This window comes from Pseudomonas sp. KH_046_1 (assembly GCF_057839025.1).
This window is the reverse complement of sequence record NZ_CM174481.1, coordinates 4,264,674-4,290,114: the sequence shown is the minus strand read 5'-3', so window position 1 is coordinate 4,290,114 and position 25,441 is coordinate 4,264,674. Positions and strand designations below refer to the sequence as shown.

At 60.2% G+C, this 25,441-nt stretch carries 26 protein-coding genes, 4 tRNA genes and 2 pseudogenes; 25 read left to right on the top strand and 7 right to left on the bottom strand.

Annotation, left to right across the window (positions count from 1 at the left end; genetic code table 11):
- Positions 1 to 4 precede the first annotated feature (4 nt).
- Together AC3IT9_RS19715 and AC3IT9_RS19710 are read right to left on the bottom strand one after the other, a co-directional pair.
- Positions 5 to 115: pseudogene (locus AC3IT9_RS19715) on the bottom strand (outer membrane lipoprotein carrier protein LolA); the annotation flags it as partial.
- Positions 116 to 204: 89 nt separating this feature from the next.
- Positions 205 to 289 (bottom strand): annotated as a pseudogene (locus AC3IT9_RS19710) (outer membrane lipoprotein carrier protein LolA); the annotation flags it as partial.
- Positions 290 to 679: 390 nt separating this feature from the next.
- On the opposite strand from AC3IT9_RS19710, the gene AC3IT9_RS19705 reads away from it, so the two are divergent.
- The 12 genes from AC3IT9_RS19705 to AC3IT9_RS19650 all read left to right on the top strand — a co-directional run bounded on the left by AC3IT9_RS19705 (position 680) and on the right by AC3IT9_RS19650 (position 11,921).
- Entirely contained in the window at positions 680 to 1,039 is a 360-nt protein-coding gene (locus tag AC3IT9_RS19705; protein WP_489270789.1) for a DUF6124 family protein, read from the top strand.
- Between the two features lie 247 nt (positions 1,040 to 1,286).
- Positions 1,287 to 2,183 carry a VOC family protein gene (locus AC3IT9_RS19700; protein ID WP_489270787.1) on the top strand — a complete coding sequence of 299 codons (897 nt, stop codon included), beginning with the start codon at positions 1,287 to 1,289 and terminating at the stop codon, positions 2,181 to 2,183.
- A gap of 11 nt (positions 2,184 to 2,194) precedes the next feature.
- Positions 2,195 to 3,076: a CoA transferase subunit A gene (locus AC3IT9_RS19695; RefSeq protein ID WP_489270786.1), complete on the top strand. Its 882-nt coding sequence runs from the start codon at positions 2,195 to 2,197 to the stop codon at positions 3,074 to 3,076.
- Between the two features lie 11 nt (positions 3,077 to 3,087).
- Positions 3,088 to 3,876 (top strand): CoA-transferase subunit beta, encoded by a 789-nt coding sequence (locus AC3IT9_RS19690; RefSeq protein WP_489270785.1) that lies wholly within the window; start codon positions 3,088 to 3,090, stop codon positions 3,874 to 3,876.
- Positions 3,877 to 3,899: 23 nt separating this feature from the next.
- Positions 3,900 to 4,772, top strand: coding sequence for an enoyl-CoA hydratase (locus AC3IT9_RS19685; protein WP_151214479.1), 873 nt, complete (start codon positions 3,900 to 3,902; stop codon positions 4,770 to 4,772).
- A gap of 2 nt (positions 4,773 to 4,774) precedes the next feature.
- A complete protein-coding gene (locus AC3IT9_RS19680; RefSeq protein ID WP_489270784.1) occupies positions 4,775 to 5,842 on the top strand; it encodes an NAD(P)H-dependent flavin oxidoreductase in 1,068 nt (355 codons plus the stop codon).
- 11 nt (positions 5,843 to 5,853) lie between these two features.
- Positions 5,854 to 6,609 (top strand): enoyl-CoA hydratase family protein, encoded by a 756-nt coding sequence (locus tag AC3IT9_RS19675; protein ID WP_489270783.1) that lies wholly within the window; start codon positions 5,854 to 5,856, stop codon positions 6,607 to 6,609.
- 10 nt (positions 6,610 to 6,619) lie between these two features.
- Entirely contained in the window at positions 6,620 to 7,786 is a 1,167-nt protein-coding gene (locus AC3IT9_RS19670; RefSeq protein ID WP_150759542.1) for an acyl-CoA dehydrogenase family protein, read from the top strand.
- A 10-nt stretch (positions 7,787 to 7,796) separates the two neighbouring features.
- Entirely contained in the window at positions 7,797 to 8,852 is a 1,056-nt protein-coding gene (locus tag AC3IT9_RS19665; RefSeq protein ID WP_423503246.1) for an acyl-CoA dehydrogenase family protein, read from the top strand.
- A 168-nt stretch (positions 8,853 to 9,020) separates the two neighbouring features.
- Positions 9,021 to 10,169, top strand: a complete 1,149-nt coding sequence (locus AC3IT9_RS19660) for an acetyl-CoA C-acetyltransferase (RefSeq protein ID WP_423503248.1) — start codon at positions 9,021 to 9,023, stop codon at positions 10,167 to 10,169.
- Positions 10,170 to 10,331: 162 nt separating this feature from the next.
- Positions 10,332 to 11,207: an SDR family oxidoreductase gene (locus AC3IT9_RS19655; RefSeq protein ID WP_150759499.1), complete on the top strand. Its 876-nt coding sequence runs from the start codon at positions 10,332 to 10,334 to the stop codon at positions 11,205 to 11,207.
- A gap of 204 nt (positions 11,208 to 11,411) precedes the next feature.
- A complete protein-coding gene (locus tag AC3IT9_RS19650; RefSeq protein WP_008048828.1) occupies positions 11,412 to 11,921 on the top strand; it encodes a DUF1993 domain-containing protein in 510 nt (169 codons plus the stop codon).
- Positions 11,922 to 12,084: 163 nt separating this feature from the next.
- Here AC3IT9_RS19650 and sstT read toward each other — a convergent pair whose 3' ends face one another.
- Positions 12,085 to 13,317 (bottom strand): serine/threonine transporter SstT, encoded by a 1,233-nt coding sequence (gene sstT, locus AC3IT9_RS19645; protein ID WP_095944359.1) that lies wholly within the window; start codon positions 13,315 to 13,317, stop codon positions 12,085 to 12,087.
- A gap of 317 nt (positions 13,318 to 13,634) precedes the next feature.
- Between sstT and AC3IT9_RS19640 the strand changes: the two genes are divergently transcribed.
- Complete coding sequence (locus AC3IT9_RS19640; protein ID WP_489270781.1) at positions 13,635 to 14,795, top strand: MFS transporter; 1,161 nt, start codon at positions 13,635 to 13,637, stop codon at positions 14,793 to 14,795.
- On the opposite strand, the gene nhaR is transcribed toward AC3IT9_RS19640, so the two are convergent.
- Positions 14,782 to 15,681 (bottom strand): transcriptional activator NhaR, encoded by a 900-nt coding sequence (gene nhaR, locus AC3IT9_RS19635; RefSeq protein WP_150725873.1) that lies wholly within the window; start codon positions 15,679 to 15,681, stop codon positions 14,782 to 14,784. The two genes, AC3IT9_RS19640 and nhaR, sit on opposite strands and share 14 nt — an antisense overlap.
- A gap of 135 nt (positions 15,682 to 15,816) precedes the next feature.
- Between nhaR and AC3IT9_RS19630 the strand changes: the two genes are divergently transcribed.
- Both AC3IT9_RS19630 and AC3IT9_RS19625 read left to right on the top strand, forming a co-directional pair.
- On the top strand, positions 15,817 to 16,059 hold the full coding sequence (locus AC3IT9_RS19630; protein ID WP_102672741.1) for a hypothetical protein: 243 nt from the start codon (positions 15,817 to 15,819) through the stop codon (positions 16,057 to 16,059).
- Positions 16,060 to 16,088: 29 nt separating this feature from the next.
- Positions 16,089 to 16,838 carry a TerC family protein gene (locus AC3IT9_RS19625; RefSeq protein ID WP_150725874.1) on the top strand — a complete coding sequence of 250 codons (750 nt, stop codon included), beginning with the start codon at positions 16,089 to 16,091 and terminating at the stop codon, positions 16,836 to 16,838.
- 78 nt (positions 16,839 to 16,916) lie between these two features.
- On the opposite strand, the gene AC3IT9_RS19620 is transcribed toward AC3IT9_RS19625, so the two are convergent.
- The gene (locus AC3IT9_RS19620; RefSeq protein WP_489270780.1) at positions 16,917 to 17,084 is read right to left on the bottom strand and encodes a hypothetical protein; all 168 of its coding nucleotides are present in this window, start codon (positions 17,082 to 17,084) and stop codon (positions 16,917 to 16,919) included.
- A 179-nt stretch (positions 17,085 to 17,263) separates the two neighbouring features.
- Here AC3IT9_RS19620 and AC3IT9_RS19615 point away from each other — a divergent pair, with 179 nt between their 5' ends.
- The 3 genes from AC3IT9_RS19615 to AC3IT9_RS19605 all read left to right on the top strand — a co-directional run bounded on the left by AC3IT9_RS19615 (position 17,264) and on the right by AC3IT9_RS19605 (position 18,533).
- Positions 17,264 to 17,998, top strand: a complete 735-nt coding sequence (locus tag AC3IT9_RS19615) for a C39 family peptidase (RefSeq protein ID WP_150725875.1) — start codon at positions 17,264 to 17,266, stop codon at positions 17,996 to 17,998.
- 95 nt (positions 17,999 to 18,093) lie between these two features.
- The gene (locus AC3IT9_RS19610; protein ID WP_057714089.1) at positions 18,094 to 18,300 is read left to right on the top strand and encodes a DUF6021 family protein; all 207 of its coding nucleotides are present in this window, start codon (positions 18,094 to 18,096) and stop codon (positions 18,298 to 18,300) included.
- Between the two features lie 17 nt (positions 18,301 to 18,317).
- Positions 18,318 to 18,533, top strand: coding sequence for a hypothetical protein (locus AC3IT9_RS19605; RefSeq protein ID WP_150753039.1), 216 nt, complete (start codon positions 18,318 to 18,320; stop codon positions 18,531 to 18,533).
- Positions 18,534 to 18,591: 58 nt separating this feature from the next.
- Here the strand turns inward: AC3IT9_RS19605 and pbpG are convergent, their stop codons facing one another.
- Both pbpG and folD read right to left on the bottom strand, forming a co-directional pair.
- Positions 18,592 to 19,530: a D-alanyl-D-alanine endopeptidase gene (gene pbpG / locus AC3IT9_RS19600; protein ID WP_150725876.1), complete on the bottom strand. Its 939-nt coding sequence runs from the start codon at positions 19,528 to 19,530 to the stop codon at positions 18,592 to 18,594.
- Between the two features lie 235 nt (positions 19,531 to 19,765).
- The gene (gene folD, locus AC3IT9_RS19595; protein ID WP_008001570.1) at positions 19,766 to 20,620 is read right to left on the bottom strand and encodes a bifunctional methylenetetrahydrofolate dehydrogenase/methenyltetrahydrofolate cyclohydrolase FolD; all 855 of its coding nucleotides are present in this window, start codon (positions 20,618 to 20,620) and stop codon (positions 19,766 to 19,768) included.
- A 274-nt stretch (positions 20,621 to 20,894) separates the two neighbouring features.
- On the opposite strand from folD, the gene AC3IT9_RS19590 reads away from it, so the two are divergent.
- The 7 genes from AC3IT9_RS19590 (at position 20,895) to clpX (ending at position 25,196) form a co-directional block, all read left to right on the top strand.
- Positions 20,895 to 20,971 (top strand) — tRNA-Arg (locus AC3IT9_RS19590).
- Positions 20,972 to 21,003: 32 nt separating this feature from the next.
- Positions 21,004 to 21,079: transfer RNA gene (locus AC3IT9_RS19585), tRNA-His, on the top strand.
- 56 nt (positions 21,080 to 21,135) lie between these two features.
- A tRNA-Leu gene (locus tag AC3IT9_RS19580) sits at positions 21,136 to 21,220 on the top strand.
- Positions 21,221 to 21,298: 78 nt separating this feature from the next.
- Positions 21,299 to 21,374: transfer RNA gene (locus AC3IT9_RS19575), tRNA-His, on the top strand.
- Positions 21,375 to 21,760: 386 nt separating this feature from the next.
- A complete protein-coding gene (gene tig / locus AC3IT9_RS19570) occupies positions 21,761 to 23,071 on the top strand; it encodes a trigger factor (RefSeq protein ID WP_057714092.1) in 1,311 nt (436 codons plus the stop codon).
- A 93-nt stretch (positions 23,072 to 23,164) separates the two neighbouring features.
- The gene (gene clpP / locus AC3IT9_RS19565; RefSeq protein ID WP_150725877.1) at positions 23,165 to 23,800 is read left to right on the top strand and encodes an ATP-dependent Clp endopeptidase proteolytic subunit ClpP; all 636 of its coding nucleotides are present in this window, start codon (positions 23,165 to 23,167) and stop codon (positions 23,798 to 23,800) included.
- 112 nt (positions 23,801 to 23,912) lie between these two features.
- On the top strand, positions 23,913 to 25,196 hold the full coding sequence (clpX, locus tag AC3IT9_RS19560; protein WP_008048848.1) for an ATP-dependent Clp protease ATP-binding subunit ClpX: 1,284 nt from the start codon (positions 23,913 to 23,915) through the stop codon (positions 25,194 to 25,196).
- Positions 25,197 to 25,441: the final 245 nt, after the last annotated feature.

The following is a 25,441-nucleotide window of genomic DNA, read 5'->3' as shown; positions in this document are numbered from 1 at the left end:
CCCCTGTAGGAGCGAGCTTGCTCGCGATAAACCGAAGAGCGCCGCGTGGTGTCAGACTTGCAGCGTTATCGTTGGCGACCATCGCGAGCAAGCTCGCTCCTACAGTTGATTGCATTTCAGGCCTGGCACGGACGTCAGGCCAACTTTCCAACGGGTCCCCAAGGCCCGTTTTTTTATGCCTGCCGAATAAGATTGAACACCGCATACCCCTTGTAGGAGCGAGCCTGCTCGCGATGAACCGGAGAGCGCCGCGGGGTGTCAGGTTTCCAGCGTTATCGTTGACGACCATCGCGAGCAGGCTCGCTCCTACAGGTTTTTGGCCTATAGATAGCGCCTGTTTAACGGCTGTCAGTGTTACTCGATGAAAGCTACAACGCCTTGCGTCGTTGCCTACAGGTACGCCAGAATCCGCCGGCTTGTGCGCCTTGGACCCCCTCGGTAACTTGATTCGCGTCACTGCTCATCAGTGATCGGGTTTAGTCGCCCGTTGTGACACGAAGCGCATTTGCATCCCAAACAGTCAGGCCATTTCATGCCCTGCACTTCATGGTAGCTGTGCGCAGGGCGCCTTCGGGTGCGCCGGTTTCGTGCTCCGCCGGTCGACTAACCTGCGTACAGCTGCCACCCCTCTTGTTTAGTCGCAAGTAGGTGACGGCTCCACATTATGGAGCAATCAACTATGGTCAAACCTTCACCAAATCCGCCGAACACCGATCCGGCATCCCCGTACGAACCCGATTCAAAAAAACTGCACGAGGCCGCCGAGCGCGCCCTCGCTTACCACTTCCCCTCGACAGCCGACATCAAAGCCACCCCTCGAACCATCAGCACCTTGTTCACCGTCGACCCCGGGGCCACGACCGAAACCCTGGTGGTCTATCTGGTCGAGACGCTGGCCTCGGTGGATGTGATGGTGCATCAACTGGTGGATCATCTGGAGGGCGGTGACCGCAATGCGCTGCTGGGCATTTCCAACAGCGTGATGCTGGCGGAGATCACCGCAAACCGCGTGCTGGATCAAATCGAACAACCTGCATAAAGCCGCCCTTTGTGGGAGCGAGCCTGCTCGCGAAGAGGCCGGCACATTCAACATCCATGTTGCCTGACACACCGCCTTCGCGAGCAGGCTCGCTCCCACAGGTTTTTCGCGTCACAAGCCATCAAATCCGCTAGTCCCATTGGACGATGTTGCCCCTCCCCGAACCCGTTTGAATAGGCCCTACATAAAGTCTCCCCCGGCAGTCGCCGAAGGGCGGCACCGCCTGAGAAAAACGAGGAGTGCATCCATGGATATCCGTGGTCTGGGTTACGTCACCCTGTTATCCAGCGACCTGGCGCAATGGCGCCATTACGCAAGCCAGGTGCTGGGCATGATGGTCATCGGATCTGATGACGACGAGCACCTGTACCTGAAAATGGACGAGCGTCACTACCGCATCCTGGTGCAGAAGAATGCCGAGAACAGCTTCGGTGCCTGCGGCTGGGAAGTGGCCGGCAGAGCAGCCCTGGAACAGGCGGTCAGCGAGTTGCAACAGGCCGACGTGCAAGTGACCCGTGGCACCGCCGCCGAAGCGGAGTTGCGCAAGGTCCAGGAACTGGCGCACTTCAGTGATCCGGATGGCAACCGCCACGAAATTTTCTGGGGCCCGTTGCAGGATTTCGCCCGTTTCGTCTCGCCAGTCGGCGTCAAAGGTTTTGTCACCAACGACCTCGGCATGGGCCACGTGGTGCTGCCGGCGCCGGCCTTCGAGCGCTGCCGCGATTTCTATGAGCAGGTGATGGGTTTCGGCCTGTCGGACCTGATGAAAGTCCGCTTCACCCCGGACCCGGCCGAGCCGCAAAAACGCATTCACTTCCTGCACTGCAACAACGGCCGCCATCACTCGCTGGCGATTTTCGAGTGCCCGATGCCCCACGGTTGCGTGCACATGATGGTCGAGGTCAACGCGCTGGACGAAGTCGGCCGCGCCCTGGACCGCGTCCACGCCAACGGCGTGAAGCTGTCGGCCACCCTCGGCCAGCACACCAACGACCAGATGATTTCTTTCTATATCAAGACCCCGTCCGGGTTTGACCTGGAATACGGCTGCGATGGCCTGGTGGTCGACTGGGACCGCCACACGCCGTTCGAAAGCACCGTGGTCAGCCACTGGGGCCACGACTTCAGTGTCGGTCGCCAATGAGGAACAAGACGATGGACAAGCAAATGAGCACCGCCGAAATTGTCGGCCAACTGCGTGACGGCATGACCATCGGTATCGGTGGTTGGGGCCCTCGGCGCAAGCCGATGGCGCTGGTGCGCGAGATTCTGCGCTCGGACCTCAAGGACCTGACCGTGGTTGCCTACGGCGGTGCCGATGTCGGCATGCTCTGCGCTGCGGGCAAGATCAAAAAACTGGTGTTCGCCTTCGTCTCCCTGGATTTCATTCCGCTGGAGCCGTATTTCCGCAAGGCGCGCCAGGAAGCGGCGCTGGAAGTGATGGAGATCGACGAAGGCATGCTGCTGCTCGGCCTGCGGGCGGCGGCGATGAATGTGCCGTTCATTCCGACCGCCGTGGGCCTGGGCACTGATGTGCTGCGCCACAACCGCCAGATCAAGTTGATCGCCTCGCCCTATGCCGATGACAAGGATTGGGTTGCCATGCCGGCGCTCAAGCTCGACGCGGCGCTGGTGCACGTCGACCGCGCCGACAAACGCGGCGTGTGCCAGATCAGCGGACCCGATCACTACATGGACGACCTGTTCGTGCGGGCCGCGACCCACAGCTACGTGACCTGCGATGAGCTGGTCGACAGCGAGTATTTCCATCAGGACAGCGCTCACGCGCATCAAGTGTTCTGGGAACGCAACCTGACCACCGCCGTGGCCCACGTGCCGGGCGGGGCGCATCCGTCTTCGTGCGCGCCGCTGTACGGTTTCGACGTCGCGCACTTCAAGGCCTACAACGCCACGGTCCAGGCGGCCGATGGCTGGCAGGGCTACGTGCGCGACTACGTCGACTGCACCCAAGAACAGTATCTGGAAAAGGTCGGCGGCCTGGCTGCGATCCGTGAACTGCCGTTGCCGATTTTCTAAGGAGCCTTTCGATGAGCACTACTGATTTCAGCCTCGCTGAGTTGATGATCTGCGCGGCCTCCGAAGCCTGGCGCGAAGACGGCGAAGTATTGGCCTCCGGTATCGGCGTGATTCCGCGTCTGGCCGCTTCGCTGGCCATGTTGACCAGCAACCCGCAACTGTTGATGACCGACTCCGAAGCCTACATGGTCGCCGAGCCGGTGCCCTTGGGCGCGCGCAAAGGCTACGAGCCCAAGCGCGACAGCTGGATGGGTTTCTCGCGGATTTTCGACAACGTCTGGGGCGGCAAGCGCCACGCGCTGGTCGGCCCGACCCAGATCGACCGTTACGGCCAGGCCAACATTTCCTGCATCGGCGACTACGCCAAGCCGAAAGCGCAGATGCTCGGCGTGCGCGGTTTTCCCGGCAACTCGATCAGCCATGCCAACTCGTTTTGCGTACCGAGCCATAACCGTCGGGTGTTCGTCGAAGGCGAGGTCGATATGGTCGCCTCGGTCGGCTACAACCCGGCTCGCCTGGCGCGGGGCTGGTCGCTGGACGACATCGATATCCGCCTGATCATCACCGACCTCTGTGTCCTGGATTTCCAGGGTCCGCAGCGGCAGATGCGCATCCGTTCGCTGCACCCCGGCGTGACGGCGGCGCAAGTCCAGGACAACACCGGCTTCGAATTGCACGTGCCGAACGACTGTCCGACCACCGCGGCACCGACGGCCGAGCAGTTGCAGCTGATCCAGCGTCTGGACCCGCACAACCTGCGCGCCCTGCAACTCAAAGACAACCCGCCAGGCCAACGCTGAGCAACGCGTTGCGGAGAAAAATGATGGCTGAACATAACGATAACAATCAGGCCGAGGTGGTGCTGTACGAGGTGCGTGGCGCGGTGGCCCTGGTCACCATGAACCGCCCCGAGTTCCACAACGCGCAGAACTCGCAGATGACTTATGCGCTGGATGCGGCGTTTCGCCGGGCCTGCGATGACGATGAAGTGAAGGTCATCGTGCTGCGTGGTGCCGGCAAGCATTTCTCCGCCGGGCATGACATCGGCACCCCGGGCCGCGACGTCGACAAGACCTTCGACCGCGCCAGCCTGTGGTACGACCATGTGAACAAACCGGGCGGCGAGTTTCTTTATGCCCGGGAGCAGGAAGTCTATCTGGGCATGTGCCGCCGCTGGCGCGAGATGCCCAAGCCGACCATCGCCATGGTCCAGGGCGCGTGCATTGCCGGTGGCTTGATGCTGGCCTGGGTCTGCGACCTGATCGTTGCCAGCGAGGACGCTTATTTCGCCGATCCGGTGGTGCGCATGGGCATTCCCGGGGTCGAGTATTTCGCCCACGTGCATGAACTTAATCCGCGCATCGCCAAGGAATTCCTGTTCCTCGGCGAGCGCATGCCAGCGCCGCGTGCCTATCAGATGGGCATGCTCAATCGGGTGGTGGCTCGCGACGAGCTGGAACAACAGACCCTCGACATCGCCGGGCGCATTGCACAGATGCCGCGCCTGGGCCTGCAACTGAGCAAGCAAGCGGTGAACAACGCCGAAGACCTGATGGGCAAGCGCGCGACCATGGACATGGTGTTCGGCTTGCATCACTTCGCCCATGCCCACAATGAACTGGTGTCCGGCGACCGCCTCGGCGGCTACGACGCCAAGGCCATGGCCAGTTCCCAGCGCAAAGCGGGCGAGGCGTGAACATGGCGATCTCGTTGAATACCCGTTTGACTGAACTGCTCGGTTGCCGCTACCCGATCATCCAGACCGCCATGGGCTGGGTCGCCGACCCGAAACTGGTGGCGGCCACGGGCAATGCCGGTGGCTTTGGTTTCCTCGCCGGGGCGACCATCGAACCGCAGCAGATGGAAGCGGCGATTATCGAAACCCGGCGCCTGACCGATCAGCCGTTCGGCGTGAATTTCCATATGTACCAGGCCAATGCCGGCGAGATCGTCGAGCTGGTGTTGCGCCACAAAGTCCGGGCGGTCAGCTACAGCCGTTCGCCGGGCAAGCAAATGATCAGTCGCTTGAAGGATGCCGGCGTGGTGTGCATTCCCACGGTGGGCGCGCTCAAGCATGCGCAGAAAGCCGTGGAAATGGGCGCCGATGCGGTGACCGTACAGGGCGGCGAGGGCGGGGGACACACCGGTTCCGTACCGACCTCGATGTTGCTGGATCAGGTGGTCAATGCCGTATCGGTGCCCGTGGTGGCGGCCGGCGGATTCAAGGATGGCAAGGGGCTGGTTTCGGCCTTGGCCTACGGCGCCGAAGGCATCGCCATGGGCACACGCTTTTTGATGTGCGCCGACAGCCCGGTGCCCCAGGCGACCCTGGCCCGTTACCTGGCGGTCAAGGACCCGGCGGCGATCATCATCAGCCGCGCCATCGACGGCATGCCGCAACGGATGATCCGCAACGAATTGCTTAACCAGCTGGAAAACAGCGGCGGCTTCAAGCGCCTGTTGCTGGCGTTGCAGAGTGGCCTGGCGTATCGCCGCCATACGGGCATGAGCCTGACGCAACTGCTGACCAGCGCGCTGAAGATGCGCGGCAGCGGAGAGTTGACCGCCGCGCAAAGCATCATGGCCGCCAACGCGCCGATGGTGATCCAGAAAGCCATGGTCGACGGGCAACCGGCCTCGGGCGTGTTGCCCGCCGGGCAGATCGCCGCATCCATCGACAGCTTGCCCAGCTGCGCCCAATTGATTGAACAGATCGTCCGCGACGCCGAAGCGCGCCTGGGCGAGCTGTGCCGCCGTGTGTCGTGAAGGGGAAAGGCATGAAACCATTTAGCGTGAGTATCGATAACGGCATTGCCGAACTGGTCTTCAACCGACCACCGGTCAACGCTTTCAACTGCCAGGGCTGGGCCGATATCGCCAGCGAGATCGAGGGCCTGGGCCGCAACAGCGACGTGCGGGTGATCGTGATCCGTGCCGAAGGTCGCGGCTTCTGCGCTGGGGTCGATATCAAGGAACTGGCCGCCGACGGCAACCTGATCGTCGCGGTGAACAAGGGCAACTACGACAGCTTCAAGGCCATCCACCGCAACCCGAAACCGGTGATCGTTGCTGTGCACGGCTTTGTGCTGGGCGGCGGCATTGGTATCTGCGGCGCTGCCGACATCATCGTCGCTGCCGAGTGCGCCACCTTCGGCGTGCCGGAAGTGGATCGCGGGGCCATGGGCGGCGGTGCGCATTTGCAGCGCCTGTTCCCGGTGCAGAAGGTCCGCCACATGTACTTCACCGGCGAGGCGATCGACGCCGCCGAGGCCTACCGCCTGGGCGCGGTGGAGCGGGTGGTCAAGCGCGAAGACTTGCGCGAAGCCGCGTTGCAGATCGCCCGCACCATCGCCGCCAAGAGCCCCGGCATGATCAGCCTGGCCAAGGAGGCGTTGAGCGGCATCGAAGACGGCAATCTGGAAGACAAATACCGCTGGGAGCAGGGCTTCACCCTCGAAGCCTACCGCTCACTGGACTCTCAGGAAGCACGCGACTCGTTCGTCGAGAAACGCGATGCCCGATTCAACGGCTGAAGGCATATCCATGGACCTGACCTATACCCCGGCCCAGCAGGCCTTTCGTGCCGAGGCGCGGACCTGGCTGGCGGCCAATGTACCGAGTGAACCGCTGCAATCGTTCGACACCGAGCCTGGCTTTGCCCAGCATCGGGCGTGGGAAGCCAAGCTCAATGAAGGCCGTTGGGGCATGGTCACCTGGCCGACCGAACTCGGCGGACGCGGCTGCGACCTGATCGAGTGGCTGATTTTCGAAGAGGAATACTACCGCTCTGGCGCCCCGGCACGGGTCAACCAGAACGGCATCTTCCTGCTCGGCCCGACCCTGATGGAGTACGGCAGCGCAGAGCAGAAGGCGCGATTCCTGCCGCGCATGGCCACCGGCGAAGACATCTGGGCCCAGGCCTGGTCCGAGCCGGGTGCCGGTTCCGACATGGCGGCGATCCGTTCCAAGGCAGAGCGGGTGGGCGACCACTACGTGATCAATGGCCAGAAAACCTGGTCGACCCGCGCGGTGTGGGCCGATTGGGCGTTCGGTATTTTCCGTACCGACTCGCAGTCCCAGCGTCATCACGGCCTGACCTTCATCCTGCTGCCGCTGGACACGCCGGGCATCACCGTGCGGCCGATTCCGCAGCTCAACGGCTTGCCGGGTTTCGCCGAGATTTTCTTCGACGACGTCAAGGTGCCGGTGGAGAACGCCCTCGGTGGCGAAGGCATGGGTTGGCACGTGGCGATGTCCACCGCCGGTTTCGAGCGTGGTTTGTTGCTGCGTTCACCGGCACGCTTCCAGGAAACCGCCAAGCGTCTGGTGCAACTGTACCTGGCCCACCGCGAGCAGGCCGACCGCGACCCGGCCATTGGCGAGGCGGTGATGCGCGCCTGGCTGGATGCCGAGGCCTACACCCTGAGCACCTACATGACCGCCTCGCAACTGGTGCAGGGCGGCAAGATCGGGCCGGAGTCGTCGACCAACAAGATCTTCTGGTCGGAACTCGATCAGCGCATGCACGACACCGCCATGAGCATTCTCGGCCTGCGCGGCGAACTGCTGCCGCAAGCCCCGGCCGCCGGTGACGTCGGCCATTGGCTGGAAGGTTTCCTGTTTGCCCAGGCCGGGCCGATCTACGCCGGCACCAACGAGATCCAGCGCAACATCATTGCCGAACGCATGCTCGGCATGCCGCGTGCCTGAGGAATAGACCATGGACTTTAGTTTCAGCCGCGACCAATTGCTGTTTCAGGACAACGTCCGCAGCTTCCTGATCAACGAAGTCACCCCGGAACGCATCCGCGAACTGTGGCAGAGCGACAGCGGGCGCAGTGAGCAACTCTGGGCGCAACTGGTAGAACTCGGCCTGACCGCCCTGACAGTGCCCGAGGCGCAGGACGGCATGGGCATGAATGAGTTGGACTTCGTGCTGATCGCTCAGGAATGCGGTTACGCCGGTCTGCCCGAACCGCTGGTGGACACCATGCTGGTCGGCGTGCCATTGCTCGCAGCCCTCGATGAGCAACATGCGCCACTTAAACAAAAATGGCTGTCGCGAGTGGCCGAGGGCCGTGCACGTCTCGCGGTGGCCGAGCCAGGTAATCCGCTGGTCAGCGATGCCCATGTCGCTGATCTGCTGTTGCTGGCCAATGGCGATGAAGTGCACGCACTGGAGCGTGATGCCGTACGCCTGACCCGCAACGAGTCGGTCGACCCGAGTCGTCAACTGTTCCAGGTCGAGTGGACGCCTACCCCTGCCACTTGCGTCGCCAGCGGCGAGCAGGGCCAACGCCTGTGGACGGCCGCCTTCAACCGTGGCGCCCTCGCCAGTGCCGCGCAATTGCTCGGGCTGGCCAAACGCATGGTCGACCTGGCGGTGGACTACACCTTCGAACGCAAACAGTTCGGCAAGCCGGTGGGTTCGTTCCAGGCGGTCAAGCACTTGATGGCCAACGTTGCGGTGCAGATCGAGTTCGCCAAAGGTCCGCTGTACCGCGCTGCGTATGCGGTGGCTGAGCAGCAACCGGGGCAGGACGTGCTGGTGTCCCACGCCAAGCTGGCGACGGCGGAAGCGGCCATGCTCGCGACGAAGAACACCATCCAGGCCCACGGCGCCATGGGTTACACCTGGGAAGTCGACTTGCATCTGTTCATGAAACGCGCCTGGGCCCTGGACAAGGTCTGGGGCGATCGCGGCCATCACAAAGGGCGGATTCGCGCGGCGCTGTTTGACGGCAAGCTCGCGCTGGGAGCGGGTAGTACGTTCTAACCAGTCATTAAGGGTGACTACATCCCTGTGGGAGCGAGCCTGCTCGCGAAGAGGCCGGCACATTCACTATTCATGTTGCCTGATACACCGCCTTCGCGAGCAGGCTCGCTCCCACAGGATTTTCGGCACTCTCAATACCAGATTTCAATTTCTTCACCGAGGTACACCATGCCTGAAGCCTATATCGTCGACGCCCTGCGCACGCCCACCGGGCGGCGCAAGGGTGGTCTGAGCCAGATTCACGCCGCCGACCTGGGCGCCCATGTGTTGCGCGCGCTGGTCGAGCGCAACGCCATTCCCGACGAGGATTACGACGACGTGATCTTCGGCTGTGTCGACACCATCGGTCCGCTGGCCGGTGACATCGCCCGCACCAGTTGGCTGGCGGCCGGCCTGTCGCAAGCGGTGCCGGGCACCACCATCGATCGCCAGTGCGGTTCGTCCCAGCAAGCGGTGCACTTCGCCGCCCAGGCGGTGATGAGCGGCACCCAGGACGTAGTCATCGCCGGTGGCGTGCAGACCATGACCAAAATCCCGATTTCCTCGGCGATGATTGCCGCCGAGCCCTTGGGCTTCACCGATCCATTCAGCGGTTCCGAAGGCTGGGTGCGGCGCTATGGCGCGCAACCCCCGACGCAGTTCCGTTCGGCGCAGATGATCGCCGAAAAGTGGGACCTGTCCCGGGCGCAACTTGAAGCCTATTCGCTTGAGTCCCATCGACGTGCCTTGCAGGCCATCGAGCAGGGCCGCTTCAACCGCGAGATCGTGCCACTGGCCGGCGTGCTGCATGACGAAACGCCGCGCCAGACCAGCCTGGAAAAAATGGCCGAGCTGGAATTCCTGTTCGGCTGCGACCGGGTGACCGCCGCGGTGTCGAGCCAGACCTGTGACGCGGCCAGCGCGATGCTGATCGTTTCGGAGGCGGCGCTCAAGCGTTACGGCCTGACACCTCGCGCGCGTATCCACCACCTGAGCGTGCGTGCCGAAGACCCGATCTGGATGCTCACCGCGCCGATCCCGGCCACCGCTTACGCACTCAAGCGTGCCGGTATGAAGCTCGAAGACATCGACCGGGTGGAGATCAACGAAGCCTTTGCTTCGGTGGCCATGGCTTGGTTGAAAGAGACCGGTTATCCCCATGAACAGACCAACGTCAATGGCGGCGCGATTGCCCTCGGCCATCCGCTGGGCGCCACCGGTACCCGCTTGATGTGCACCTTGCTCCATGAACTGGAACGCAGCGGCGGACGCTTCGGCATGCAGACCATGTGCGAAGGCGGTGGACAGGCCAATGTGACGATTATCGAACGTTTGTAAACCAGGATGCACACCGATCCTGTAGGAGCGAGCCTGCTCGCGATGGACTCAAGAACGACGCGGTTATCCAGATACCCCGCGTATTCGTTAACGACCATCGCGAGCAGGCTCGCTCCTACAGGGGATTGTGTCGACCCGTGATGAATTTGAAGGATGTAGAACATGAAAATCTGTGAAAACCGCGTGGTGATCATCACCGGTGCCGGCGGTGGCCTGGGCCGTGCCTACGCGCTGGCCTTCGCTGCCGAAGGCGCGAAAGTGGTGGTCAACGACATCAACCGCGAAGCGGCGCTCGCCGTGGTCGGCGAAATCCTCGGCCAGGGCGGCAGTGCCGTGGCCAACAGCGATGACATCACCCGCTATGACTCGGCGGGGCTGATCGTGCGCCAGGCCATCGAAACCTTCGGCGACCTGAACGTGGTGGTCAATAACGCCGGCATCTGCCGCGACCGCATGTTCGCCAGCCTCAGCGAAGCCGACTGGGACGCCGTGGTAGCCGTGCACCTCAAAGGCCACTTCTGCATTTCCAGCCACGCCGTGAAGTACTGGCGCGAGCAGGCCAAGGGCGGTGCCAAGGTCGATGCGCGGATTATCAACACCAGCTCCGGCGCCGGTTTGCAGGGTTCCATTGGCCAGTCCAACTACGCGGCGGCCAAGGGCGGTATTGCCTCGCTGACGCTGGTGCAGGCGGCTGAACTGCGCCGCTACGGGATCACCGCCAACGCCCTGGCGCCGGCCGCGCGCACCGGGATGACCGAGCAAGTGTTCGCCGACGCCATGAAAAAGCCTGAAGAAGGCTTCGATTACTTCGCCCCGGAAAACGTCGCACCGCTGGTGGTGTGGCTGGGCTCCGAGGCTTCCGCCGAGGTGACCGGGCAGATGTTCGAAGTCGAGGGCGGCAAGTTGTCGATCGCCGACGGCTGGCGCCGTGGTCCGCAACTGGATCGCCAGGGCCGTTGGGCAGTCGGCGAGATGGGCGAGGCGATTGCGCAGCTGATGACTCAGGCCGTTCCGGCGGCGAAGGTTTACGGCAGCTAAAAAAGTCCGGTCCGGGGAGGGGCGTGCATGGCTATAATCGGCCCACGTTCCAAAACCGATCACCTGTGGGAGCGAGCCTGCTCGCGATGGACGTTAACGATAACGCGTTGATTCTGGATAAACGCGTTGCGCCTGAGTCCATCGCGAGCAGGCTCGCTCCTACAGGTGGCCGACGTTTCCCTCCGTCACCACACGAGACCTGCCATGACCATTTCCCTGTACGACGCTTCCGTGCCTGTTTTCCAGCAAATGCTCAACGCCCTGAGTGATGTACTGAAAAAGGCCGAGGCTCACGCCACCGAAAAAAACATCGACCCTAACGCCTTCCTGCAAGCGCGCCTGTTCCCGGACATGTTCCCGCTGGTGCGTCAGGTGCAGATCGCCGTTGATTTCGCCAAAGGCATTTCTTCGCGTCTGGCCGAAGTCGAGCTGCCGAAGTACGACGACACTGAAACCACCTTCGCCGAGCTGCAAGCACTGATCGCCAAGGTTCTGGCCTACATCGGCGAGTTCACGCCGGAGCAGATCAACGGCAAGGAAGGCATCGAGATCGTCACCCGTCCGGGCACGCCTAAAGAGAAGCGCTTCAGCGGCCAGTCCTACCTGCTGACCTACGGCCTGCCGCAGTTCTTCTTCCACGTCACCACCACTTACGCACTGCTGCGCCACAACGGCGTGGAAGTGGGCAAGCGCGACTACATGGGCGCGTTCTAAACCGTCCAGGTACAAAAAAGCCCGCCAAGGTTTGCGCCTTGGCGGGCTTTTTTGTAGGAGCGAGCTTGCTCGCGATGAACCTGAGTACTACGCGTTTATCCAGACGGTACGCGTTATCGTTGACGTCCATCGCGAGCAGGCTCGCTCCTACAAGGGGATGGTGTCAGGCCAGACGTTCGGCTTTCTGCTCTTCACCCAGGCAAGCCGCCGCGGTGAACAGCACGTCGGTGGAGGAGTTCAGCGCGGTTTCCGCCGAGTCCTGCAACACACCAATGATGAAACCAACCGCCACCACCTGCATGGCGATTTCGCTCGGGATGCCGAACAGGCTGCACGCCAGTGGAATCAGCAACAGCGAACCACCGGCCACACCCGAGGCGCCGCAGGCGCAGATGGCTGCGACGACGCTCAACAGGATCGCGGTCGGAATGTCCACGGCGATGCCCAGCGTGTGCACGGCCGCCAGGGTCAGTACGGTGATGGTGATCGCTGCGCCGGCCATGTTGATGGTCGCGCCCAGCGGGATCGATACCGAGTAGGTGTCTTCGTGCAGGCCCAGTCGCTTGCTCAACTCCAGGTTGACCGGAATGTTCGCCGCCGAGCTACGGGTGAAGAACGCCGTGATGCCGCTTTCGCGCAGGCAGGTGAGCACCAGCGGGTACGGGTTGCGACGCAGTTTCCAGAACACGATGAGCGGGTTCATCACCAGCGCCACGAACAGCATGCAGCCCAGCAGCACGGCCAGCAGGTGGGCGTAACCGATCAAGGCGCCGAAACCGGAAGTGGCCAGGGTCGAGGCCACCAGGCCGAAGATGCCTAGCGGTGCGAAGCGAATCACCACTCGCACGATCACGGTCACACCGTTGGACAGGTCGCCCAGTACTTCACGGGTGGTGTTGCCAGCATGGCGAATGGCGATGCCCATGCCGATGGCCCAGGCCAGGATACCGATGAAGTTGGCGTTCATCAGGGCACTGACCGGATTATCGACCACGCTCAGCAACAGGCTTTGCAACACTTCGCCAATCCCGCCTGGCGCTGTGACCGCGACGTCCTGGGTCGACAGCACCAGGTTCGACGGGAACGTCATGCTGGCAACCACCGCCACCACGGCCGCGGCGAAAGTGCCCAGCAGATACAGGAACAGAATCGGCCGGATGTGGGTTTCCTGGCCGTGCTTGTGGTTGGCAATCGACGCCATGACCAGCACGAACACCAGAATCGGCGCGACGGCTTTCAGCGCCGAGACAAACACTTTGCCGATGAACGCCGTGGACTTCGCCATGTCGGGGGCAATCAGCGCCAGGGCAATGCCGGCGATCAGGCCGATCACGATCTGTGTGACCAGGCTCAAGCGTTTAAGGCGGTGCAATAGAGAAGGGGATGAAGCAGTCATAAAACGGCATCTCTGATTTTTTATATGTGCAAGGTTTCACCGCGCATGCAGCCCGCAGGAAACCGAAGAGGATCGTGACATCGACGCCAAAAATGGCCGACGAACACTGGGTGTACGTTTTACAGGGCGCGGACTTTATCACAGCGTAGGAGTGATCTTTCAGACCTGTGACGAACTGCCACCCTGGCATTCAACGAGATAGGCAGGTTCGTGCAACCGCGTTCGGAAACACTCTGTTAAGATTCGCCATCCTCATTTTCATGTCTGCCAGTGGGCCTTCGGGCTATCGCTGGTGTCGTCGTTTTCTGGAGTTCTGCATGCTGTTGCCCATTCTTCTGTTGTCTGCCGCCGGTTTCACGGTGCTGACCACGGAATTCGTCATCGTTGGCCTGTTGCCGGCTATCGCCCGGGATCTGGAGGTCAGCATCCCGCAGGCCGGCCTGCTGGTGACCCTGTTCGCTTTCACCGTCGCCGCGTTCGGCCCGTTCCTGACCGCGTATTTCGCCCGCTTCGAGCGCCGCAAGCTGTTCATCTCGGTGCTGATCATGTTTGGCCTGGCCAACACGCTCGCGGCGCTGGCGCCGAATATCTGGGTGATGGCGTTTGCCCGTTTGATCCCGGCGCTGGGGCTGCCGGTGTTCTGGGCCTTGGCCAGCGAAACGGCGGTGGACATCGTCGGGCCGGATTACGCCGGTCGCGCCATTGCCAAGATCGGCTTCGGCATCGTCTGCGCCACGGTGTTCGGCATTCCCGTGGGCACGCTGATTTCCGATGCGTTCGGCTGGCGCAGTGCCTTCGCGATTCTGGCGGTCATCGCCTTTGCCAAGGCGTTGCTGCTGTTTATCTATCTGCCCAAGACCAACCTGCACCAGCATCAGGTGAGCTTCCGGTCGCAGTTCAAGATCCTGCGCAGCCCGCTGATGCTCGGTCACGTGCTGCTGTCAGTGATTGTGTTCAGCGGCATGTTCACCGCGTACACCTATCTGGCGGACATCCTTGAGCGCCTGGCCGGTTTCAACGGCACTGTGGTCGGCTGGTGCCTGATGGGCTTCGGCGCGGTCGGGTTGATCGGCAACTCCCTGGGCGGCCGGGCGGTGGATCGTCATCCGCTGATGGCGTCGATGATGTTCTGTGCGTTCATGATTGCCGGCCTGGTGGCGCTGGTGCCGAACATCCATTCGCCGCTTGGTCTGGCGGCGGCGATGGGCATCTGGGGCGTGACCCAGGCGGCGTTGTTCCTGGTCAGCCATGTGCGCCTGATGAAAGCGGCGCCCGAAGCGCCGGCCTTCGCCGCGTCGCTGAACATCGCCGGGGCCAACCTCGGTATTGGCTTGGGCGCGATGATCGGTGGTCGGGTGATCAACAGCGTCGGCCTGCAAGGCCTTGGCTTTGCAGCCGCCGCTTTCATTCTGGCGTCGATCCTGCTGGCCATCGCCCTGATGACGTTCAAGCCGCGGGAAGAGGTTACAGCGCTGTAAACAACTCGCGTCGGGCACCTTCGGTAATGGCGACAATGCCGGGGTGCTTGACCTTGCGTTCCACTGAGATGGCATAGAACGACTCGCTCACCGCGTCAGTCTGGCCAATCACTTCCACGCCATATTGGCGTTGCACTTCATCGGCAATCACGCTCGGGCCGATGAAGATCCCGCTGCCGGATTGGCCGAAGGCCTGCATCAGGGCGCTGTCGTCGAACTCACCGACAATCTGCGGCTGGATCTGCTGCTCGGCGAACCAGCGTTGCAAACGGCTGCGCACCACGGTTTCCGGCCCGGGAATCAGCAGCGGCGCACCGTGCAGGTTGCGCGGGAAGTCCCGGCCGTAACGGGCCGCCAGCTCAGGGGTAGCGAAGAAGCTGATCCCGCACTCACCGAGTTTCTGACTGTAGCCCTTGATGTCCAGGTGCGACGGCATCGGGCTGTCGGAGATCACCAGGTCCAGGCGCTGGATCGCCAGGTCGGCCAACAAACGTTCAAGCTTGTCTTCGCGACAGGTGATGCGCAGCGGTTCGCTCAGCTCCATGGTCGGTGCGATCAGGCGATAGACGATGGACTTGGGCACCACGTCGGCCACACCAACGCGAAACAGGATCTGCTGTTCATTGGGTTGTGCCCGCAGCATCAGTTCCAGTTCGCCACCGAGCTGGAACATTTGTTCGGCATAGGGCAGGGCCTGGCGGCCGGCCTCGGTCAGTTCGAGTTGCCGTCCGACTCGCCGAAACAACTCGATGCCAAAGGTCTGTTCCAGCAATGAAATCTGCCCACTGATGGTTTGTGGCGTGAGATTCAGTTGCTCGCAGGCGCGCACGATGCTGCCGGTCTTGGCCACCACCCAGAAGTAATGCAATTGCCGATAGTTGAGCATGGCGTCTAACACTTCGTAAAAATCGAAGTATAACCGCTGAAAATACGAATTTTCCTGAAGTATTCACTTCCCTAGAATGCATCGCTATCAACGGGCCATCGTTTAGGTCCCGTTCGTTCTATCGAGGAAAGCATCATGAAGCTTAAAGCCACGGCACTGTTGATTACGTCTTTACTGGTACTGGCCGGTTGCGACCAGGCCGAGAAAAGCGCGCAACAATTGATGGGCAAGGCTGCCGAAAGCGCCAAACAGGCGATTGACGATACCCACAAGGCCGCCGAGCAAGCACTCAGTGACGCCACCAGCGGGTTGATCAGCAAAAAAGAATCATCGGAAAAAGACTCGGAAAAAACCGAATCTTCCTCCCAGGAAATCTAAACCGTATTACAACGAGTCAGGACTGACCCATGGACTACCTTTTACAACTTGCCGCCAGCCCCACCGCCTGGGTCGCCCTTGCCACCCTGATTGTGATGGAGATCGTGCTCGGCATCGATAACCTGATCTTCATCTCGATCCTGACCAACAAGCTGCCCTTGCACAATCGACAGCGGGCACGGCGCATCGGTATCGGCATGGCGTTGATCCTGCGCCTGGGTTTGCTGAGCACCATCGCGTTCATCGTCCAGTTGACCAATCCGGTGATCGAGATTCTCGGCCACGCGCTTTCCTGGAAAGACATGATCCTGATTGCCGGTGGCCTGTTCCTGTTGTGGAAGGCAACCACCGAGATCCATCACAGCATGGACCCGGCACCGGAAGATCCGAAGTCGGCGACCTCGACCGTGACCCTGGGCTTCGCTGCCGCGATCGGTCAGATCCTGATGCTGGACATGGTGTTCTCCATCGACAGCATCATTACCGCTGTCGGCATGACCGAGCATTTGCCGATCATGGTCATCGCGGTGGTGGTGTCGGTCCTGGTGATGTTGCTGGCGGCTGATCCGCTGGCCAAGTTCATCAACGACAACCCGACAGTGGTGATGCTGGCCCTGGGCTTCCTGATCATGATCGGCATGACGCTGATCGCCGAAGGCTTCGGCGCCCATGTACCGAAAGGCTACGTCTATGCGGCCATGGCATTCTCGGCTGCGATCGAGGTGTTGAACATGATGTCCCGCCGGTCCAGGCAGAAGAGGGCTGCCACTGAGGCCTGACCCACGCTAAAGGAAACGGCCGCCTGAACTCGAAGGAGTGCAGGCGGCCGTTTTTGTTGGTCTCGGGTAAAGGTCTGGTCAGTGGGCGTTGGCGTGTTGGTTCGGCGTCTTGTCCGCTTCCGGCGCAGTAGCCGGCTGGACAGGGTGATGGTGGCGACGAGTAATGCGCAGCACGCCCCACAACATGGCGGCGGCTACCGCCAGCCAACCGCCAATCAACATCACAATGATCATGGTCAGGCTCATCTGTGCCTCCTCTTTGCCCTTCTGTGGGCACACGTGCTTCGCTGTCGTTCCTTCAGGGAACAGTCTAGCCGTTGCTGTATTTCAGGCTATTGACCGAAAGTCGGCAGTCACCAACCAGTTCGCTCTATCGAATGCACGCAACTACCGTTTAGAGCTATACCGTAGCGACGCGGCGCCCTATGATCGACGACCAAGCCGGGAATGGGATTGCCTGGCGTTTGAACCTGAACAAGAGAGAGATGATGGTGCGGGTATTTTCTCGAATTTTGTCGGCCATGCTCATCGCCGGTTGCGTGGCAAGCCTGGCGGGCTGTGCCGGGAGCGTTGCGCCCGAGATCAAGCGTTTGCCGGAGCGTGTCGAGCTCAGCGGCCGATTCTACCGGGGCGATGCGTATCAAAGCGGGCCGCAGGTGCTGGCCAGCATGCTGTCTCAGCAGGGTATCGTGATCACCCCGGGGTTGCTCGAAAAACCCTTGCATTTGCCGGGGGGCGAAGCCCAGTTGCAACAGAACATGCAGAACCTGGCCCGCGAGTACGGGATGGTGGTTTATCCCCTCGACAGCAACCTGTCGGCCCTGTTGGCGCAAGTCGCCGCCGGTTATCCGGTGATGGTGCGCTTTACCGAAGGCTCGGCCATGTGGGCCGAACCGCGTTACGCCATTCTTGCCGGCTATAACCGCCAGAAGCAGACGGTCCTGCTGCGGGCCGGGATGAATCGCCGCGAACTGATGAGCTTCAGCTCCTTCGAGTCGGCGTTCAAGGACGCCGGTGGTTGGGCTGTGCTGATCCAGAATCCGACGCAAATCCCGGCCCATGTCGATCAGCAGCGTTGGCTCAAGGCCGCCAGCGATCTGGCTCAGGCCGGTCAGGAACAGGCCGCCGCCAAGGCTAAAAAAGCCTTGGCCAGCCAGTAAGTCCGTTGGTCACCCGCCGGGCACCTTCGCCCATCGCCAGCCTCTGATCTTTAAGGGCCCGGAGCATTATTTCGGGCCGAGATCAGGAGGCGCCCATGGCTCATTCCACAACGCCCGTCGGTCCGCATTCGTCTGAACATTCGTCTGGCAACGAGCTGGGTTTCGATCCCGATTCCCCGGACCTTGCCGATCCTCAGGTCGACCCGATCGGGCCCGCCAAGGCCCCGCGGGATGTGAAGCCGGGTGACAACCCCAAGGCTCCCGCCAAGCCCTACGATCCACTGGGTGACCTGAAGCCTTAGGTCCGATGGAGGTGCGTATGTCTACCGATTCCAGTTTCGACGACAAACGTCCGGAAACCGTCCCCACAACCCCCGAGCAAAGCACCGATCCGGTGATGGATCCCGACAGCCCGTTGAGGGATCCCCTGGCGCGGCCAACGGTAGTGCCCACTGAAAAGCCGAAGGGGTGGAGAGATCCAAGTGCCGGCGACGGTATTCCGGATGACGACCAGATGCCGCTGCCCAACGACTGAGTGTCTGGCGAAAAAAAGCCCCGAATGATCGGGGCTTTTTCATGCGTTTGCAGCAGGGTTACTTCGACGCTTCAACCACGCCACTCTGCCGCTGCTTGAGGTTCTTGTCTGCCTTGTACTGCAAGGCTACGGAAGGCACGTCCGCGCTCTTTCCGCTCTCTACCCAATTACGCATGCGCGTGGCATCGGCAAAATGGGTGTACTTGCCATAGGCGTCAAGGATCACCAAGGCCACCGGGCGGTTACTCATTCGGGTCACCAGCACCAGGCAGTGACCTGCTTCGTTGGTGAAACCGGTTTTTGTCAGCTGGATGTCCCAGTCCGGCTTGCGGACCAAATGGTCGGTGTTACGGAAACCCAGGCTGTAGTTGGGTTTGCGAAACGAAACGGTCTTTTCCTTGGTTGTACTCAGCTCGGTCAGCAGCGGGTACTTGTGCGCGGCGATCAACAGTTTGCTCAAATCGCGAGCGGTCGAAACGTTGCGCGGCGAGAGACCTGTCGGCTCGACGAAATGGGTATTGGTCATGCCCAAGGCCCGGGCCTTGGCGTTCATTGCAGCAATGAACGCGACATAGCCACCCGGATAGTGGTGGGCCAGGCTTGCAGCGGCTCGGTTTTCAGATGACATCAGGGCAATCAGCAGCATCTCCCGGCGCGGCAGTTCGCTCTTGAGCTTGACCCGGGAGTACACACCTTTCATTTCCGGTGTGTCGCTGATGTTGATGTTGATGTATTCATCCATGTTTTGCCGGGCTTCAACCACGACCAGGCCGGTCATCAGCTTGCTGACGGACGCGATGGGGACGACGACGTCCGGATTGCTGGCATAGATGACTTTGTTGGTCTGCATATCCAGCAGTAAAGAGCTGCCGGAAGCGAGCTTGAGTTGCGAGGTATTTCGAGGCGCTGCGGTGGTTTCGCCAGCGCTGGCGATTGGCGTGATGAAAGTCCCTGTAACTGCAAAAAATAGGCTCAGGATGGAAAGACGGATTTTCACGCTGGCAGACTCATAATGTATTGATAAGCCGTTTTGTAACGGGCTATTTCCCAAAAAGCGCGACATTCTGGAGTATGGCTGAATAACTGTCGATGGTTGATCAAGTAGCAGGTGAAAGTCCTGAGAAACATGAAAAAAAAGTCATTTTCCGGCGAGCGGTCGGTGTTTTCCGTGGGCAAAAAAAACCCCGCCAGGGCGGGGTTCCTTGTCACGCTGACAGCGTGCGCGTTGAAACTCAGCTGTGCAGGGTTTCAGCGGCGTACAGGGTGTTTTCCAGCAGGCAGGCACGGGTCATCGGGCCTACGCCGCCCGGTACCGGAGTGATCCAACCGGCGCGGGGCAGGGCGGTTTCGTAGATCACGTCACCGACCAGCTTGCCGTCGTCCTGGCGGTTGATGCCGACATCGATCACGATCGCGCCTTCCTTGATCCATTCGCCCTTGACCAGGCCCGGCTTGCCGGCTGCGACGACGACCAGGTCCGCACGGCCGACATGGCCGGCCAGGTCCTTGGTAAAGCGGTGGGTGACCGTCACGGTGCAACCGGCCAGCAACAATTCCATGGCCATCGGGCGGCCAACGATATTGGACGCGCCGACAACCACGGCATTCATCCCGTAAAGGTCGACACCGGTGCTTTCCAGCAGGGTCATGATGCCTTTGGGGGTGCATGGGCGCAGCAGCGGGATACGCTGGGCCAGGCGACCGACGTTATAAGGATGGAAACCGTCGACGTCTTTATCCGGACGAATGCGCTCCAGCAGCCTGGAGGCGTCCAGGTGTTCGGGAAGCGGAAGCTGAAGCAGGACGCCGTCGATTGCAGGATCGTCGTTCAGGCGATCGATCAGCTCGGTCAGCGCTTCTTGAGTGGTTTCGGAAGGCAGGTCATAGGCTTGGGATAGAAAGCCGACCTCTTCACAGTCTTTACGCTTGTGCGAGACATAAACCTGAGAGGCAGGATCGCTGCCGACCAGGATCACCGCAAGGCCGGGCGTGCGCAGGCCTTGCTGGCGACGCTCGGTGACACGTTGGGCGATCTGCTGGCGCAGGCTGGCGGCGATCGATTTGCCGTCGATAAGTTGTGCAGTCATTGCGCGTGATTAACCATCGAGAGGGGAAAAAAAGAGAACGCATTCTCGCATGTCATGCGGTGAGGGCAAAGGCGCTTGGTCTGCAAATTCCCCTAACTCCTTTAATTAAATGAATTTTTTTTAAAAAGGATTTGACGACCTTCGGGTGGCTCTATACTATTCGTCGCACTTGTCGGGCACAGCCTAGCACTGGTTAGGAAGGTTGAGCGGGATTACTATTCTGCAAGACTGGAAAGCACTTAGTTTGTAGTCCTCCAAGGTTACAGCTAACAAGGCGCCCGTAGCTCAGCTGGATAGAGCATCCGCCTTCTAAGCGGATGGTCGCAGGTTCGAGTCCTGCCGGGTGCGCCATTAGGCAGCTTTGGCACAAGTAACGCGATATGGTGGGCGTAGCTCAGTTGGTAGAGCACGGGATTGTGACTCCCGTTGTCGTGGGTTCGATCCCCATCGTCCACCCCATATTTCGAAAGGCGCCAGATTAACAGTCTGGCGCCTTTGCTTTAAAGGCTTCACCCGCGGATGTGGTGGAATTGGTAGACACACTGGATTTAGGTTCCAGCGCCGCGAGGCGTAAGAGTTCGAGTCTCTTCATCCGCACCAATTAAAGCTTCACTCAGGCACTTGGCCTGGCTGGAGCTTGATAAAGAAGTTTGTTTGGCTTCTTTAACAGGCAATATGGTGGGCGTAGCTCAGTTGGTAGAGCACGGGATTGTGACTCCCGTTGTCGTGGGTTCGATCCCCATCGTCCACCCCATATTTCGAAAGGCGCCAGATTGAAAAGTCTGGCGCCTTTTTTGTTTCGGCGGCCGCAGGTTTTGGGTCGCAAGGGCAGGGCGTTTCGTCGTATTTATGTTTCTCGATGATGCTGTGTTGTCCGCCGGCCTCGCTTGCGAGCTCGGTCGTCAGGGAGATGGTTGGCGTCCTCCTCTATATATGGAAAGGTTGGCGCAGAGCCCTGGCGTGATTGGTTGTATTTGCCATCGGGGCGAGGTGCATTCGTGCATTCGCACCTATAAATTGCCTGCTGCGTTTTTACCCGTTTTCAGTAGGGTGACTTCTTGAGTTTGACCCACTAGAATGCATGCCCTTGATTCTGGGGTCGGAAACGGCCGGCTAACGTCTGTGCAACGAGGAATATCCATGCAAGTTTCTGTTGAAAATACTACTGCTCTTGAGCGCCGCATGAGCGTCACCGTGCCGGCTGAGCGCATCGAGAGCCAGGTCAACAAGCGTCTGCAGCAGACCGCCCAAAAGGCCAAGATTGCTGGCTTCCGTCCAGGCAAAGTGCCAATGAGCGAAATCAAGCGCCGTTTCGGTGCTGACGCTCGCCAGGAAGCTGTAGGCGACGTGATCCAGTCTTCTTTCTACGAAGCTGTGGTTGAGCAGAAGCTGAACCCGGCTGGCCAGCCTTCGATCGAGCCTAAATCCCTGGAAGCGGGCAAGGACCTGGAATACGTAGCCGTATTCGAAGTGTTCCCTGAGTTCACCGTTGCCGGTTTCGAAGGTATCACCGTCGAGCGTCTGAGCGCTGACGTGTCTGATGCCGATCTGGACAAGATGCTGGACATCCTGCGCAAGCAGAACACCCGTTTCGAAGTGGCCGATCGCGCCGCTCAAAACGAAGACCAGCTGAACATCGATTTCGTCGGCAAAGTCGACGGTGAAGTGTTCGCTGGCGGTTCCGCCAAGGGTACTCAGCTGGTTCTGGGTTCCGGCCGCATGATCCCTGGTTTCGAAGATGGCCTGGTTGGCGCAAAAGCCGGTGAAGAGCGCGTTCTGAACCTGACTTTCCCAGAGGACTATCAGAACCTGGACCTGGCTGGCAAAACCGCCGAGTTCACCGTGACCGTCAACACCGTTTCCGAGCCAAAGCTGCCAGAACTGACCGAAGAATTCTTCGCTCAATTCGGCATCAAGGAGACCGGTCTGGAAGGCTTCCGCGCCGAAGTTCGCAAGAACATGGAGCGTGAACTGCGTCAGGCGATCAAATCCAAGGTCAAGAATCAGGTAATGGACGGTCTGCTGGCCACCAACCCGATCGAAGTGCCAAAGGCCCTGCTGTCCAACGAAGTTGACCGTCTGCGCGTGCAGGCTGTTCAGCAGTTCGGTGGCAACATCAAGCCTGACCAACTGCCGGCCGAGCTGTTCGAAGAGCAAGCCAAGCGCCGTGTAGTGCTGGGCCTGATCGTGGCTGAAGTGGTCAAGCAATTCGACCTCAAGCCTGACGAAACCCGCGTTCGCGAGATGATTCAGGAAATGGCTTCGGCCTACCAGGAGCCTGAGCAAGTTGTGTCCTGGTACTACAAGAACGACCAGCAACTGAACGAAGTTCGCTCGGTTGTGCTGGAAGAGCAAGTTGTGGATACTGTTCTGCAGAAAGCTAGCGTGACCGACAAATCGGTCTCTTACGAAGAAGCGGTCAAGCCGGTAGAAGCTCCACAAGCCGACTGATTGTTTTTGCGGTAAGAAGCAAACACCATAAGCCAGCCTTCGAGCTGGCTTATGCGTATTCAAGACATAACTATTTGGGAGTGACTGCAGAGCATGTTCCGTAATTCGTATATTCAGCAGAACTCTGATATCCAGGCCGCAGGCGGCCTGGTCCCGATGGTTGTCGAGCAGTCCGCTCGTGGCGAGCGCGCCTACGACATCTACTCGCGTCTCCTCAAGGAGCGGGTGATCTTTCTGGTTGGTCCGGTAGAGGACTACATGGCCAACCTGATCTGTGCGCAACTGCTGTTCCTTGAAGCGGAAAACCCGGACAAGGACATCCATCTCTATATCAACTCCCCGGGCGGTTCGGTGACGGCGGGCATGTCGATCTACGACACCATGCAGTTCATCAAGCCCAACGTGGCGACCACCTGTATCGGTCAGGCGTGCAGCATGGGTGCGTTCCTGCTGACGGCCGGTGCAAAAGGCAAGCGCTACTGCCTGCCGAACTCGCGTGTGATGATTCACCAGCCACTGGGCGGTTTCCAGGGCCAGGCGTCGGATATCGAAATCCATGCCAAGGAAATCCTCTTCATTCGCGAGCGTCTCAACACGCTGATGGCCCTGCATAGCGGGCGTACTCTTGAAGAAATCGAGCGCGATACCAACCGCGACAATTTCATGAGTGCAGAAGCCGCGCGTGAGTACGGGTTGATCGATGAAGTGATCAGCCAGCGCCCTGCTTAAAATAAGCAGCTCAAAATAAGGTTGGTCGGCGGGTCCGATCACCAGCGGGCTTGAAAAAGCCCGCAATAGCCTTCATCTTGTGTTGCAAGCCTATCGGATTTGGATCGAACGAATGACTGACACCCGCAACGGCGAGGACAACGGCAAGCTGCTCTATTGCTCCTTCTGTGGCAAAAGCCAGCATGAAGTACGCAAGTTGATTGCCGGCCCCTCGGTCTTTATCTGCGACGAGTGCGTCGACCTGTGCAACGACATCATCCGCGAGGAGGTGCAGGAAGCACAGGCCGAAAGCAGCGCGCATAAATTGCCTTCGCCTAAAGAAATCAGCGGCATCCTTGATCAGTATGTGATTGGTCAGGAGCGTGCGAAAAAGGTTCTGGCCGTAGCGGTGTACAACCACTACAAGCGCCTGAACCAGCGTGACAAAAAGAATGACGACGTCGAACTCGGCAAGAGCAACATTTTGCTGATCGGCCCGACAGGCTCGGGTAAGACCCTGCTTGCCGAAACACTGGCCCGTTTGCTGAACGTTCCGTTCACCATCGCCGACGCAACCACCCTCACCGAGGCGGGTTACGTGGGTGAAGATGTCGAGAACATCATTCAGAAGCTGCTGCAGAAATGCGATTACGACGTGGAAAAAGCCCAGATGGGCATTGTCTACATCGATGAAATCGACAAGATTTCGCGCAAGTCTGACAACCCGTCGATTACCCGGGACGTTTCCGGTGAAGGCGTGCAGCAGGCCCTGCTCAAGTTGATCGAAGGCACGGTCGCTTCCGTTCCGCCACAAGGTGGTCGCAAGCATCCGCAACAGGAATTCCTGCAGGTCGACACCCGTAACATCCTGTTCATCTGCGGTGGTGCGTTCTCTGGTCTTGAGAAGGTCATTCAAAACCGTTCCACCAAGGGTGGCATCGGTTTCAACGCAGAAGTGCGCAGCAAGGAAGAAGGCAAGAAAGTCGGTGAATCCCTGCGTGAAGTCGAGCCTGACGATCTGGTCAAGTTTGGTCTGATCCCTGAATTCGTCGGTCGTCTGCCGGTACTTGCCACGCTGGACGAGCTTGACGAGGCTGCGTTGATGCAGATCCTCACCGAGCCGAAAAATGCCCTGACCAAGCAGTATGCCAAGCTGTTCGAGATGGAAGGCGTGGATCTGGAATTCCGCACCGACGCTCTGAAATCGGTCGCCAAGCGTGCCCTGGAGCGTAAAACCGGTGCCCGTGGCCTGCGTTCGATTCTCGAAGGTGTATTGCTCGACACTATGTATGAAATCCCCTCGCAATCGGAGGTGAGCAAAGTAGTGATCGATGAAAGCGTGATAGAAGGCAAGTCCAAGCCACTGTATATCTATGAAAACAGTGAGCCGACCGCCAAGGCCGCGCCAGACGCTTAAGCGTCACGCAGCTTGAATAAAGAAGGGGCCTTCGGGCCCCTTTGCTATTTGGGACCTGGCCTGCAGGCGTTGATTTGCCAGCGATGGCGGTCCTTGAAGGCGTATCCGACCCATCGCAGCAGCTTTCGTAAGCTGCAATCTTTCAAGTGGACCTTTTATCCGCTTGTTTTTTTCCAAGGCAGCCCCCATCTTGGTTTCAAGCTTACTTCCATCTGTTTACGGCCTTGCGGCCGCCGTAGAGGCGA